This is a genomic window from Microtetraspora sp. NBRC 16547 (assembly GCF_030268965.1).
Classification (GTDB): domain Bacteria; phylum Actinomycetota; class Actinomycetes; order Streptosporangiales; family Streptosporangiaceae; genus Microtetraspora.
On record NZ_BSSE01000004.1, the window covers coordinates 303281 to 316963 of the forward strand.

General features: G+C 70.5%; 9 protein-coding genes and 1 pseudogene. 5 read left to right on the forward strand and 5 right to left on the reverse strand.

All coding sequences use genetic code 11. From position 1 onward, the window contains the following. Window positions 1-6 precede the first annotated feature (6 nt). From QSK17_RS08785 to sdhC, 3 genes are read right to left on the reverse strand one after another with little or no spacing between them, the layout of a single operon-like run. The gene (locus QSK17_RS08785) at window positions 7-759 is read right to left on the reverse strand and encodes a succinate dehydrogenase/fumarate reductase iron-sulfur subunit (RefSeq protein WP_285704171.1); all 753 of its coding nucleotides are present in this window, start codon (window positions 757-759) and stop codon (window positions 7-9) included. Next, window positions 759-2654, reverse strand: a complete 1896-nt coding sequence (locus tag QSK17_RS08790; RefSeq protein WP_285704034.1) for a fumarate reductase/succinate dehydrogenase flavoprotein subunit — start codon at window positions 2652-2654, stop codon at window positions 759-761. Before QSK17_RS08790 ends, QSK17_RS08785 begins: the two co-directional genes overlap by 1 nt. A 12-nt stretch (window positions 2655-2666) precedes the next feature. After that, complete coding sequence (gene sdhC, locus QSK17_RS08795; RefSeq protein WP_285704035.1) at window positions 2667-3467, reverse strand: succinate dehydrogenase subunit SdhC; 801 nt, start codon at window positions 3465-3467, stop codon at window positions 2667-2669. 1707 nt (window positions 3468-5174) lie between these two features. Between sdhC and QSK17_RS08800 the strand changes: the two are divergent. Then, window positions 5175-5534 (forward strand): annotated as a pseudogene (locus QSK17_RS08800) (histidine kinase); the annotation flags it as partial. 390 nt (window positions 5535-5924) lie between these two features. On the opposite strand, the gene QSK17_RS08805 reads toward QSK17_RS08800, so the two are convergent. Next, entirely contained in the window at window positions 5925-6530 is a 606-nt protein-coding gene (locus QSK17_RS08805; RefSeq protein ID WP_285704036.1) for a response regulator transcription factor, read from the reverse strand. 98 nt (window positions 6531-6628) lie between these two features. On the opposite strand from QSK17_RS08805, the gene QSK17_RS08810 reads away from it, so the two are divergent. Next, window positions 6629-7360 carry an ABC transporter ATP-binding protein gene (locus QSK17_RS08810; protein ID WP_285704038.1) on the forward strand — a complete coding sequence of 244 codons (732 nt, stop codon included), beginning with the start codon at window positions 6629-6631 and terminating at the stop codon, window positions 7358-7360. Next, a complete protein-coding gene (locus tag QSK17_RS08815) occupies window positions 7360-9837 on the forward strand; it encodes an ABC transporter permease (protein ID WP_285704039.1) in 2478 nt (825 codons plus the stop codon). The genes QSK17_RS08810 and QSK17_RS08815 overlap by 1 nt, the downstream gene beginning before the upstream one ends. Window positions 9838-9877: 40 nt before the next feature. Here QSK17_RS08815 and QSK17_RS08820 read toward each other — a convergent pair whose 3' ends face one another. Then, window positions 9878-10804, reverse strand: coding sequence for a LysR family transcriptional regulator (locus tag QSK17_RS08820; protein ID WP_285704040.1), 927 nt, complete (start codon window positions 10802-10804; stop codon window positions 9878-9880). A 278-nt stretch (window positions 10805-11082) separates the two neighbouring features. Between QSK17_RS08820 and QSK17_RS08825 the strand changes: the two genes are divergently transcribed. Further along, window positions 11083-11718: a succinate dehydrogenase cytochrome b subunit gene (locus QSK17_RS08825; RefSeq protein WP_502889167.1), complete on the forward strand. Its 636-nt coding sequence runs from the start codon at window positions 11083-11085 to the stop codon at window positions 11716-11718. Beyond that, window positions 11715-13655, forward strand: coding sequence for a fumarate reductase/succinate dehydrogenase flavoprotein subunit (locus QSK17_RS08830; RefSeq protein WP_285704042.1), 1941 nt, complete (start codon window positions 11715-11717; stop codon window positions 13653-13655). The genes QSK17_RS08825 and QSK17_RS08830 overlap by 4 nt, the downstream gene beginning before the upstream one ends. The last annotated feature ends 28 nt before the right edge of the window (window positions 13656-13683 follow it).

A 13683-nucleotide genomic window follows, 5' to 3' on the forward strand; every position in this document is an offset into this window, starting at 1 on the left:
CCCGGATCAGCTGGAACGCTTGAAGATCTTGTTGCCCAGCCAGACCAGGGGGTCGTACTTCCGGTCGACGACGCGCTCCTTCATCGGGATCAGCGCGTTATCCGTGATCTTGATGTGCTCCGGGCAGATCTCGGTGCAGCACTTGGTGATGTTGCAGTAGCCGAGGCCGTGCTCGTCCTGCGCGGACTCCTTGCGGTCGACCACGTCGTACGGATGCATGTCGAGCTCCGCGATTCGCATGAGGAAGCGCGGGCCGGCGAAGGCCGGCTTGTTCTCCTCGTGGTCACGGATGACGTGGCAGACGTTGTTGCACATGAAGCACTCGATGCACTTGCGGAACTCCTGGGACCGCTCGACATCGACCTGCTGCATGCGGTATTCGCCGGGCTCGACGTCCTCCGGCGGCGTGAACGAAGGGATCTCGCGCGCCTTCTGGTAGTTGAACGAGACGTCGGTCACCAGGTCCTTGATGACGGGGAACGTCCGCATCGGGGTGACCGTGATCGTCTCGGACTCCTCGAACGTGGACATCCGCGTCATGCAGCCCAGCCGTGGCTTGCCGTTGATCTCCATCGAGCAGGAGCCGCACTTGCCCGCCTTGCAGTTCCAGCGGACCGCGAGGTCGGGAGCCTGTGTGGCCTGCAGCCGGTGGATGACGTCGAGGACGACCTCGCCCTCGTTCACCTCGACGGTGAAGTCCTCCAGGCGGCCTTCGCCGCCCTCGCCGCGCCAGACGCGGAACTTGGCCTTGTATCCCATCACGACTCCTTGACCGCGTCGTACTCCGCCAGCTCGTCCTCGGTGAGGTACTTGCTGAGCTCCGTCCGGTCGAACAGGGCCAGCAGGTCACCGCGCATCGACGGCTGGGTCTGCTCCTCGACGCTCACGGCCGCGCCGTCCGGCGTCGCCGAGCAGACCAGGAGCCTGCGCCGCCACTCGGGCGACATCTTCGGGTAGTCGTCCCTGGTGTGTCCGCCCCGGCTCTCCTCGCGCAGCAGCGCGGCGCGCGCGACGCACTCGCTGACGAGCAGCATGTTGCGCAGGTCGAGGGCGAGGTGCCAGCCGGGGTTGTAGATCCGGCCGCCAGGAGAGGCGGTGTGCGCCGCCCGCTCCTTGAGCTTCTCGACCGCCTCCAGGGCCTCGGAGACCTCCTCGGCCTTGCGGATGATGCCGACGAGCTCGTTCATCGTCCGCTGCAGCTCGTGGTGGACCTCGTAGGGGTTCTCGCCGCCCGACCGCTCCAGGGGTGCGAGCGCCTCAGTCCGCGCGTCCTCGACCGCCGTCTCCGCCGCGACCGGCCGCTTCGCCAGGCCGTTGACGTACGCGGCGGCGCCCGCCCCGGCCCGGCGGCCGAAGACCAGCAGGTCGGACAGGGAGTTGCCGCCGAGGCGGTTGGAGCCGTGCATGCCGCCGGACACCTCGCCGGCCGCGAACAGGCCGGGCACGGACGCGGCGCCGGTGTCGGCGTCCACCTCCACGCCGCCCATGATGTAGTGGCACGTCGGGCCGACCTGCATGGGCTCCTTGGTGATGTCGACGTCGGCCAGCTCCTTGAACTGGTGGTGCATCGACGGGAGCCGCTTGACGATCTCATCGGCCGGCAGCCGGGTGGAGACGTCCAGGAAGACGCCACCCTGCGGTGAGCCGCGGCCCGCCTTCACCTCGGAGTTGATGGCCCGGGCCACCTCGTCACGCGGCAGCAGCTCCGGAGGGCGGCGGTTGTTCGCCTGGTCGGTGTACCAGCGGTCGCCCTCCTCCTCCGTCGTGGCGTACTTGTCCTTGAACACGTCCGGCACGTAGTCGAACATGAAGCGCCGGCCCTCGGAGTTGCGCAGCACGCCGCCGTCGCCGCGGACGGACTCCGTGACGAGGATGCCGCGCACCGACGGCGGCCAGACCATGCCCGTCGGGTGGAACTGGATGAACTCCATGTTGATCAGCTGCGCGCCCGCGAGCAGCGCGAGCGCGTGGCCGTCGCCGGTGTACTCCCAGGAGTTGGACGTGACGACGTAGGACTTGCCGATGCCGCCGGTGGCCAGCACCACGGCCGGAGCGTCGAAGAGGAGGAACTTTCCGGTCTCCCGCCAGTAGCCGAAGGCCCCGGCGATGGCGTCGCCTTCCTTGAGCAGGCGGGTGATCGTGCACTCGGCGAAGACCTTGATGTACGCCTCGGGATCGCCGTGCAGCTTCTCGTCCTCCTGCTGGAGCGCGACGACGCGCTGCTGCAGGGTGCGGATGAGTTCGAGGCCGGTGCGGTCGCCGACGTGCGCCAGCCGGGGGTATTCGTGGCCCCCGAAGTTACGCTGGCTGATCTTGCCGTCCTTGGTGCGGTCGAACAGCGCGCCCCACGCCTCCAGCTCCCAGACCCGGTCCGGGGCCTCCTTGGCGTGCAGCTCGGCCATCCGCCAGTTGTTCAGGAACTTGCCTCCGCGCATGGTGTCGCGGAAGTGCACCATCCAGTTGTCGTCGGGGTTGACGTTCCCCATCGCGGCCGCGGCGCCGCCCTCGGCCATGACGGTGTGCGCCTTGCCGAAGAGCGACTTGCAGACGATGGCCGTGCGCTTGCCCTGCTGCCGCGCCTCGATCGCCGCGCGGAGTCCGGCGCCTCCGGCGCCGATGACGACGACGTCGTATTCGTGACGCTCGATTTCCACTGTGATCCCTCGTTAGGCGAACGGGAAGTTGATGATGCCCTTGGCGACCAGCCGGACGTAGAGGTCGGCGATCATGACCGAGAACATCGACGCCCAGGCCAATTGCTGGTGCTTGGCGTTGAGTTTCGACACGAACGTCCACGCCTTGTACCTGAGCGGGTGCTTGGAGAAGTTGTTCAGGCGGCCCGCCGTGATGTGCCGGCAGGAATGGCAGCCGAAGGTGTAGGCGAGAATCAGGATCGCGTTGACCAAGAGGATGATCGAGCCGAGACCCACATGTCCCCAGTTGCCCTCTTTATCCCTGAACGCGAGAACCGCGTCATAGGTGAGGATAAGTCCGATGATCGCCGCGAAGTAGAAGAAGTAGCGGTGGATGTTCTGGATGATCAGCGGCAGGCGCGTCTCGCCGGTGTACTTCCCGTGCGGCTCGGCCACGGAGCAGGCGGGCGGCGAGAGCCAGAACGAGCGGTAGTAGGACTTCCGGTAGTAGTAGCAGGTCAGCCGGAAGCCGCCCGGCAGGCCGAGGATCAGCAGCCCGGGAGGCCACGTGTACCAGTCGCCGATGGGGGCCAGGCCGAACAGGCGCGCCCCCTCGGGGCACGACGTCGCCAGGCACGGCGAGGCGAAGGGCGCGATGTACTGCCCCGCCAGGTAGCTCTGGTCGAAAATCGCCCAGAACCCGTAAATAAGGAATGTCATCAGCCCGGTGAATGTCAGCGCCGGGGCCAGCCACCATCGGTCGGTGCGCAGAGTGCGTACCTTGAGCTGGGCGCGCTGCTTTCTGGCCGGGGTTTCGGCCGTTGTCTGGGTCATCAGAGACCTCTCCACCTTCTGCGGACCCTGTTGTACGCCGAGGGGGTCCGGGTGTTCATTCGTGTCGCGCCGGCCGATGCGCCACAGGTGTAACAGCGAGGTGTGTAACAACGCCGACGCGTGTTGGTGGGGGATACGTTACGACGCTGACAGGGCAAAATGTGAGAAGGGTCACCCCCTATTTCGGCAAGAGAGTGTGATTGTCGTCACGTCTCGGGAGTGCTCCGGCAGTATTCCCCCACATGTCCGGATTTCTCGGGCGTTCTGCGAGACTGACCCTTGACCAAAGGGGAGGTCGAGGCTGGAGTGAGCCGGGAGAAACCCGCTTTCGCGGGCGCGGAACCGGTCCCGCGGCTCGCGCGGCTGACCACCGCCGTCATGCTCGCCGGCTTCGCCGCCGTGTACGTGCTGGCCGCCGACGGCGTGGCGGAGGCATCGCTGGCCCTGGCCGTCCTCGTACTCCAGCTCGCGTACGTCGTTCCCCGGTGGCGGCGCTTCCGCGGCCCGGCGCTGCTCGCCGTACAGGCGGGCCTCGCGGCGCTGGGGGTGCTCGGTCTCGGCATGTCCGTCGGCGTCCTCGGCTTCCTGGCCGGGTCGCTGCTGCTGGTCTCCGCGTGGCCCGCGGCGGTCCTCGTCGTGGCGGGTGCCGCCCTCGTCCAGGCCGTGCGCTCGGCGGACGCGTTCATCATGATCGACGCCACGATCAACACGCTGCTCATCGCGCTGGTGATCTACGGTCTGACCCGGATGGCGGACCGGGTGGACGACGTCGCGGCCGCCCGGCTCGGGCTCGCGATGGCCGCCGTCGCCGAGGAGCGCCTCCGGATCGCCACCGAGCTGAACGAGGGGATCGGCCGGGGGCTCGACGCCATCGAACGCGGCGCGCGTCGGGCCAACGAACAGAACAGCCGCGGGCCGGACAACCCCGCGACGATGAAGGAGACGATCGGGGAGGTCGCCGCTACGGCCCGGCGCTGCCTCGCCGACGCGCGCTCGGCCGCGGCGGGCTACCGGGCGCTGTCGCTCGCCCCGGAGGTGGCGACCGCGCGGGCGCTGCTGTCCGCGGCGGGGACCGAGGTGGTCGTGCGGATCGGCCATACCGAGCCGCTCGGATCGGCCGGTGCGTTGCTCGCGACCGTGCTCCGCGACGCCGTCACCGACGTCGTACGGCACGGCACGGCCCGGCACTGCGTGATCGAGACCCTCCACCGCGACGGCATGGTCCGGTTGCGCGTCACCAACGACGGCGTGCGCACGGCGGGCGCGGGCGTCGAAGGGCTGGACGACGTCATCGACCGGATGGCGGCGGCGGGCGGTGACGTGCGCGCCGGGCTCGATCCGGACGGCCGTTTCACGGTCGAGGCCGCCATCCCGGCCACGCCGCCGGCTCCGCCGCCGCCGGACACCGCATATGGCCTGTCGATCGTCCTGCTCGCCACGGTCCTCGCCGGATTCTGCGTCAAGGCGCTGCTCCTCGTCCCGGGAGAGCTGGTGCTCCCGGCCGCGGCGTGCCTGGCCGTGATCGCGTTCCTCCAGTTCCGGTCCGTGCGCGGGCGTCATACGTACGCGCTCGTGGCCATGGCCCTGCTCACCTACCCGCCCCTGTTCGTGTTCGACCGGGCCTGGCTGGGTGTGGCCGGCTTCCTGGCGGGTCCGCTGCTGCTCGCGTTCCGCCCGGCGGTGTCGTGGTCGCTCGTCGCGGCCGTCATGGCGAGCGTGGCGGCGATCGGAGCCGCGCTGGGGCTCCCGGCGGGGGTGGTCGTCAACTACACCATCAGCACGCTGGTCACCGGGCTGGTGATCCACGGCCTGGTCCGGCTGGCCCGGCTGGTCAAGGAGCTGCAGGACTCGCGGGAGGAGCCGGCCCGGGCCGCGGTCGTCCAGGAGCGGCTGCGCGCCGCCCGCGACCTGCACGATCTGCTCGGCCACAATCTGGCGGCGATCCTGCTCAAGTGCGAGCTGGCCCGCCGCCTGGCGGAGGTGGATCCGGCGCGGGCTCGCGCGGAGATCGCCGACGTCATGGCGATGGCCGAGCGGGCGCGGGCCGACCTGCGGAGCGCGTCGGGCGACCACCGCGAGATGTCGATGGAGGAGGAGGCGGAGTCCGCCCGCTCCGTGCTGACCGCCGCCGGTCTGGAGGTCCGGCTCTCGCTCGGCCACGGACCGCTGCCCGGCCCCGCGCAGACCGCACTGGGCACGGTCCTGCGCGAGGCCGTGACCAACGTGCTCAGGCACAGCTCCGCGCGGCGCTGCCACATCGACTCCGAGGTCTCTCGGGGCGTTGTACGGCTCGTCGTGGCGAACGACGGGGTGAGCCCGGAGGCCGGACGGACCCGGCCGGGCTCGGGCATCGGCAACCTCACCACCCGGATGGCCGCGCTCGGCGGGGAGCTGACCGCCCGGGTGGACGGGGACGGCTGGTTCCGGCTCCGCGCCGTCCTCGATCTGGGCGCTGTCCTAGATCCAGCCGGCCTCCTGGGCGATGCGGACGGCGTCCGTACGGTTGCGCGCACCGAGTTTCGCCACGATCGCGGTGAGATAGTTGCGGACGGTCCCGGCGGTGAGGAACAGCTCCTCGGCGATCTCGGTCGCCTCGGCGCCACCGGCGGCCAGCCGTAGCACGCCGGCCTCACGCGGCGTGAGGGGGTTGTCGGCGAGGTCCCAGGCGGCGACGGCCAGCGAGGGGTCGAGGACGCGGCCTCCGGCGGCGATCGTGCGGATCGCCGCGACCAGGTCGTCCGGCGGCGCGGTTTTCAGCAGGAACCCGTTGACCTGCGCGGTCAGCGCCCGGCGCAGGTGGCCCGGCCTGCCGTGCCCGGTGAGCATCAGCGCGCGGCAGTCGGGCAGCTTCGCGCGCAGCTCGGCCGCGGCGCCGAGGCCGTCCAGGCCGGGCATGTCGATGTCGAGCACGGCGACGTCCGGCCGGTGCCGGAGCGCGGCGGGCAGCACGGCGTCGCCCGAGCCGACGGCGTCCACCACCGTCAGATCGCCCTCCAGCTCCAGCAACGCGACGAGCGCTCCGCGTACCACGTGCTGATCTTCGGCCAGCAGAACCTTGATCACGGCAATATGTCTATCAGTGTCCGACTCATGATGTCGTCATGGTCGACTCGTGATCGGCTCTCTGGTCCGCGTTTCCCCGGATCAGCAGGCTGAATTCCATGAACGACGCGGTACGGCTGGACGCCGTGAGCAAGGTGTACGGCAAGGGGCAGGGCGCGGTGGCCGCCCTGCGCGAGGTGACGATCGGCATCCCGCGCGGGGGCTTCACCGCTGTGATGGGGCCGTCCGGCTCGGGCAAGAGCACGTTCCTCCACTGCGCGGCGGGGCTGGACCGGCCGACCTCAGGTTCGGTACGGCTCGGCGGCGCCGAGCTGGCGGGGATGGACGAGACGCGGCTGACCGAGCTGCGCAGGGAGCGGGTCGGCTTCGTGTTCCAGGCGTTCAACCTGGTCTCGTCCCTGACGGTGTCGGAGAACATCACGCTCCCGCTGCGGCTGGCCGGGTCCGCTGTGGACCGGCCCTGGCTGGACGAGGTCGTCCGGCGGGTCAAGCTCGACGGCCGTACCGGGCACCGGCCCGCGCAGCTCTCCGGCGGGCAGCAGCAGCGGGTGGCGATCGCCAGGGCGCTGGTCACCCGGCCCGAGGTCGTTTTCGGCGACGAGCCGACCGGCGCGCTCGACACGGTGACGGCACGCGACGTGCTCACCCTGCTCAGGGAGGTGGTCGACGGCCTCGGCCAGACGGTGGTGATGGTGACCCACGACCCGGTGGCCGCGTCGTACGCCGACACCGTGCTGTTCCTCGCCGACGGCCGCATCGTCGACACGATGAGCGCCCCGACGGCTGACAGGGTCGCCGACCGCATGACCCGGTTGGGAGCGTGGGTGTGATGATCGGGTTCGCCCTGCAGACAATGCGGAGCCGCAAGGCCGGCTTCGCCGGAGCGTTCTTCGCGCTGCTGTGCGCCGCCGCGCTCGTCTGCGCCTGCGGCGCCCTGCTGGAGACCGGGCTGCGCAGCCAGATTCGGCCCGAGCGGTACATGGGCACTCCCGTGCTGGTCGCCGGGGACCAGAACGTCCGCGAGACGATCACGAAGGAGAAGGGGGACGGCGAGGTCAAGACGAAGGTCAAGGCCAAGCCGCTGTCCGAGCGGGCCTGGGTGCCCGCCTCTCTCGCCGACCGGCTGGCGGGCGTCCCCGGGGTGCGCTCGGTGGTCGCCGAGGTGACCTTCCCCGTCCATTCCGGCAGTGCCACGTTCACCGGCCACGGCTGGGAATCCGCCGTGCTGACCCCCTTCACCCTGCGTGCGGGACGTGCGCCGGGAGCGGCCCGAGAGGTGGTCGCCGACGCCGGGTCGGGGCTGGCCGTCGGAGCGCGGCTCACCGTCGAGGCCGCGGGCGAGTACCGCGTGGTAGGCGTGACGGCACAGGCGCTGGAGAGCCAGGCCACCCTGTTCTTCGGCACGGCGGAGGCCCGCAGGCTGGCCGGGCTGCTGGGCGGGCGCGCGGCCGACTCCATCAGCGCGATCGGCGTCTTCCCCGAGGGGGACGCCGCGGCCGTGCCGGACGGCGTGAACGCGGTGCTGAAAGGCACGAACACGCTCGTCTACACCGGGGACGACCGTGGCACGGTCGAGTTCCTCGACGCCGAGAACGCCAGGATCAAGCTGATCAGCCTCGGTGGCGCGCTGGGCGGCACCTCGCTGCTGGTCGCGATCCTCGTGGTCGTGGGCACGTTCGCGCTGTCGATCCAGCAGCGCCAGCGAGAGATCGCGCTGCTCCGCGCGGTCGCCGCCACGCCCCGGCAGATCAGGAAGATGCTCGGCGGCGAGGCCCTGCTCATCGGCCTGGTCGCGGGCGTCCCGGGCGCCGCGCTGGGTGTCGGGCTGGCGTTCTGGCTGCGGTCGCGGTTCGTGGACCTCGGCGCGATGCCGTCGAACCTCGACCTGGTGCTGAGCCCGTTCCCCTTCTTCGCCGCGCTCGGGGCGACCGTGCTGGCGGCGTGGGCCGCGGCCAGGATCTCCGCCCGCCGCACCATCAGGTTCCGACCGGTCGAGGCGCTGGGAGAGGCCGCGCTGCGCCGGGCCGGGCTGCCCTGGGGCCGGTTGAGCGCCGGGCTGCTCTGCCTCGGCGTCGCCGTCACGCTCACGCTGGTGCTGTCCACACTGTCGATCGAGGCCGCGTCCAGCCCGGTGACCATGCTGACCGCGTTGGTGTGGACGACCGCGATCGCCCTGCTCGGCCCCGTCATCGCCAGGGGCGCCGCCACCGTGCTCGGGGCGCCGATGCGCGCCTTCCGGGTGGGCGGGCACCTCGCCGCGGCCAACCTGCGGGCGTCCACCGGCCGCCTCGCCGCCGTCGTCACCCCACTCAGCCTGATGGTGGTGATGACCTGCACGATCCTGTTCGTCCAGACGACCATGGGGCACGCGGCCCAGGAGCAGGCCCACGCCGGGACCCGCGCCGATCACGTCCTCGGGCCGCGGGTCCCCGAGGTGGCGGCCGACGCCGTACGGAAGGTGCCCGGCGTGGTGGCGGTGACCGAGGTCCTGCGCACTTCGGTCCGGGTCGGCCTGACGAGGTACGGCGCGCAGGGCGTGACCCCCGAAGGTCTCGCGTCCACCATGGACCTCGGCGTGCGGAAGGGCTCCGTGGACCGCATGGGCGCGGGCACGCTCGCGGTCAGCGAGACCGCGGCGGAGGGGCTGGGCGTGTCCGTCGGCGACCCGGTGGCGCTGACGCTCGGCGACGGCACACCCACCACGCTCACGGTCGCCGCCGTCTACACCCGCGGTCTGGGCTTCGCCGATCTCACGCTGCCGCACGATCTGGTCGCCGCGCACGTGGACGACCCGCTGGCCCGGACCGTGCTCGTGGCCGCCCCGTCGGTGGACCGGGCCGTGCTGGCCGCCGCCCTGCGCGACCATCCGGGCGTGGGCGTGCTCGACCGGGTCGAGGCGACCGCCACACCCGCCAACGCCGAGGTCAACTACGTGGCGATGGGCCTGATCATCGCCTTCACCGCGATCGCGGTCGTCAACACGCTCGCGATGGCGACCTCCGACCGGGCCCGTGAGTTCGCGCTGCTCCGCCTCGTCGGCACCACCCGGCGGCAGATCATGCGCATGCTGCGCTGGGAGACCTTCGTCGCGGTGCTGGTCTCGGCGGCACTCGGTACGGGCGTCGCCCTGGTGACGCTCGCCGCGTTCAGCACGGGGATGACCGGATCGGCCACGCCGTACGTGCCGCCGGTGACCTACCTGGCGGTGGTCGCGGCGGCGGCGGCGCTGGCCCTGGCCGCCACCGTCGTCCCCGCCCGGTTGGTCCTGCGTGACAGGCCGGCCGACGTCATCGGGGCGAGGGAGTGAACGGGGTCGGTCGGATCAGTCGGATCAGTTGGACAGCGCGTCAATCCGTGCTGATGAGCTCGATGCCCTGGGGGAGGCTGCCGTCGCGGGCGGCCTCCGTGAGGTAGAAGAGCAGCGTCGAGCGGAACGCCTGCGCGGCGCGGGTGGGTTCGACGTCCTTGCGATGGGCCAGCGCGATGGTGCGGCGCAGGCCGGGGGGAGCGAGCGGAGTGCCCGCGAGGCCGGGCCGCCCGTCCAGCACCATGGACGGCACCACCGCGATCCCGAGACCCGCCTCAACGAAGCGCAGCACCGCGTCCATCTCGCCGCCCTCGACCGCGAACCGCGGCTCGAACCCCGCCTGTCGGCAGGCGGTCAGCGTCGCCTCGCGGAGGTCGTATCCGCGCCGGAACATCACCAGCGGACGCCCGCGCAGGTCGTCGATCCGCATGTACGGCTTGCTCCGGCCCGGCGGAGAGGCGACGACCAGGTTCTCCCTGAGGATCTCCTCGGTGACGAGGGAGGGATCGCTGCTCTGCAGCGGCAGGATGATGAGCGCGAGATCGAGCTGGCCCCTGGCCAGGTCGCGGACGAGGTCGCGGGAGCCGCTCTCATCCACGAGCAGCTCCACGCCCGGATAGTCCCGATGGAACCGGGCGAGCGCGTCGGCCAGCAGCCCGGCGCACAGGGACGGCGTGGCGCCGAGCCGTACCCTGCCACGGCGCAGCCCGGCCAGCTCGGCGATCTCTCGGCGCGCGGTGTCGGCGTCGGCCAGTATGCGGCGGGCGAGCGGCAGCAGCGCCTCGCCCGCGGGGGTCAGCGTCACGTTGCCGCGGGCCCGGCTGAACAGCGGCGCGCCGAGCTCGGTCTCCAGCGTCCTGATCTGCTTGCTCAGTGAAGGCTGGGCAACCCGCATCCGCTCGGCGGCATGAGTGAAATGCCGGGTTTCGGCCACCGCCACGAAATACGCGAGTTGTTGGAGCTGCACGCCTCCCTAGCGTACGGCTGTGAGATTTGTCGCATTCGGCCGAGGCCGCCGGAACGCGCAAGCCGTACGGGCCACAGGTCATAGCCTGCGGCTATCGAAACGACGCCCGCGATGACTTGGACGCGCTTCGGAGCCCGAACCTACCGTGAGCAGCTGTGACAGCCACGATAGACCGAGGGTCGGCCACTTCGCCGGTCGCCCCTCACGCAGCGCAGACAAGTCCCCCCACACGTCGCCGTCCGGGCTTCTTCGGCTCGTCGAACGGCAAGAAGGCCGTCATGGCCGTCACGGGTGCGATCCTGGTGCTCTTCCTGCTCGGCCACATGGCCGGCAACCTCAAGGCGTTCTTCGGAGCGGACGCCTTCAACCACTATGCCGAATGGCTGCGGACCATGGGCTCACCCGCCGTGCCCTACCGCGTGCTACTGACCGTCACCGAGATCGTTCTCGTGGTCGCGGTGGTCCTGCACATGTGGTCCGCCGTGTCCCTCGCCCGCCGCGCGGCCCAGGCCCGGCCGGTGAAGTACGCCGCGAAGCGCAAGTCCCAGGCCAACGGCTACGCCACCCACACCATGCGGTACGGCGGGGTCATCATCCTGCTGTTCGTCATCTGGCACCTGCTGGACATGACCTTCGGCGCGGTCAACCCCAAGGGCTTCGACGCGGAGCCGTTCGACCGGCTGGTGGCGGGCTTCGACCCCTCGCGTTGGTGGGTCACCCTCTTCTACGTCGTGGCGATGATCATGGTCGGCCTGCACCTGCGGCACGGCCTGTGGAGCGCGTTCCAGACGCTGGGCCTGGCGGGCGGCCGGAGCTACGGGAAGCTGAAGGCGACCGCGGCGCTGGTGTCGCTGGTTCTCGTGATCGGCTTCCTGTCCGTGCCCGTCGGGGTGATGATCGGAGTGATCAAGTGAGCGACCAGACGCACGGATACAAGGTCGGCGAGCCGATCCGGGACACGAAGGCGCCCGAGGGCCCGATCGAGGACCGCTGGGACAAGCGCCGCTTCTCGGCGAAGCTGGTCAACCCGGCCAACAAGCGCAAGATCAACGTCATCGTGGTCGGCACCGGCCTCGCGGGCGGGTCGGCCGCGGCCACCCTCGGCGAGCTCGGCTACAAGGTCAAGTCGTTCTGCTACCAGGACACGCCCCGGCGCGCGCACTCCATCGCCGCGCAGGGCGGGATCAACGCCGCGAAGAACTACCGCGGCGACGGTGACAGCGTCTACCGGCTCTTCTACGACACGGTCAAGGGCGGCGACTTCCGCGCCCGCGAGTCCAACGTGTACCGGCTGGCGCAGGTCAGCGTGAACATCATCGACCAGGCCGTGGCCCAGGGCGTCCCGTTCGCCCGGGAGTACGGCGGTCTGCTGGACACCCGCTCCTTCGGTGGCGCGCAGGTGTCCCGTACGTTCTACGCCCGGGGGCAGACGGGCCAGCAGCTCCTGCTCGGCGCCTACTCGGCGCTTGAGCGGCAGATCGCGGCCGGGACCGTCGAGATGCACACCCGCCACGAGATGCTCGACCTGGTGATCAGCGACGGGCGTGCCCGCGGCGTCATCGTCCGCGACATGGTGACCGGCGAGATCGAGACCCACCTCGCGGACGCGGTCGTCCTCGCCACCGGCGGGTACGGCAACGTGTTCTTCCTGTCCACCAACGCCAAGGGCTGCAACACCACGGCGATCTGGCGGGCGCACCAGCGCGGGGCGATGTTCGCCAACCCGTGCTACACCCAGATCCACCCGACCTGCATCCCCGTCAGCGGCGACTACCAGTCGAAGCTGACGCTGATGTCGGAGTCGCTGCGCAACGACGGCCGCGTGTGGGTGCCGGTGGCCAAGGGCGACACGCGCAAGGCCGCCGACATTCCGGAGGAAGAGCGCGACTACTACCTTGAGCGGATTTATCCGGCTTTCGGTAACCTCGTGCCGCGAGACATCGCCTCCCGGGCCGCGAAGAACGTCTGTGACGAGGGCCGCGGCGTCGGTCCCGGCGGGCTGGGCGTCTACCTGGACTTCGCCGACGCCATCGCGCGCCTCGGCCGTGACGCGGTCGAGAAGAAGTACGGCAACCTCTTCGAGATGTACGAGCGCATCACCGGGGAGAACCCGTACGAGCAGCCGATGCGCATCTACCCCGCCGTGCACTACACGATGGGCGGCCTGTGGGTGGACTACGACCTGCAGTCCACGATCCCCGGTCTGTTCGTGGTCGGCGAGGCGAACTTCTCCGACCACGGCGCCAACCGCCTCGGCGCGTCCGCGCTGATGCAGGGCCTGGCCGACGGCTACTTCGTGCTGCCGACGACGGTCGGCGACTACCTCGCGGGTGCGACCAAGTTCGGCGACGTGGACCCCGAGGCCGTGGAGCAGGCGCGCGACGCCGTCCAGCAGAAGATCGACAAGCTGCTGAGCGTCAACGGCACCCGCACCGCCGACTCCTACCACCGCGAGCTCGGCAAGCTCATGTGGGACTACTGCGGCATGGAGCGCACCGAGGAGTCGCTGCGCAAGGCTCTGGAGCGGATTCCCGAGCTGCGCGAGGAGTTCTGGAACAACGTCAAGGTGCCGGGCGACCCCGAGGGCCTCAACCAGGCTCTGGAGCGGGCCGGGCGGGTCGCCGACTTCTTCGACCTCGCCGAGCTCATGTGCATCGACGCGCTGCACCGTACGGAGTCCTGCGGCGGCCACTTCCGCGCCGAGTCCCAGGACGCGGACGGCGAGGCGCTGCGCGACGACGAGAACTTCGCCTACGTCGCGGCCTGGGAATGGGGCGAGGACGGCCCGACCCTGCACAAGGAAGTGCTCGACTACGAGTACGTCAAGATGACCCAGCGGAGCTACAAGTGAGCGAGCGCGACGCGATGAGCGGAATGGA

What these genes read in the sequence shown, in the direction of transcription:
- QSK17_RS08785 (WP_285704171.1), bottom strand. Translation starts at nt 759, where the DNA reads ATGGGATACAAGGCCAAGTTCCGCGTCTGGCGCGGCGAGGGCGGCGAA.
- sdhC (WP_285704035.1), bottom strand. Translation starts at nt 3,467, where the DNA reads ATGACCCAGACAACGGCCGAAACCCCGGCCAGAAAGCAGCGCGCCCAG.
- QSK17_RS08810 (WP_285704038.1), top strand. Translation starts at nt 6,629, where the DNA reads ATGAACGACGCGGTACGGCTGGACGCCGTGAGCAAGGTGTACGGCAAG.
- QSK17_RS08815 (WP_285704039.1), top strand. Translation starts at nt 7,360, where the DNA reads ATGATCGGGTTCGCCCTGCAGACAATGCGGAGCCGCAAGGCCGGCTTC.
- QSK17_RS08825 (WP_502889167.1), top strand. Translation starts at nt 11,083, where the DNA reads ATGGCCGTCACGGGTGCGATCCTGGTGCTCTTCCTGCTCGGCCACATG.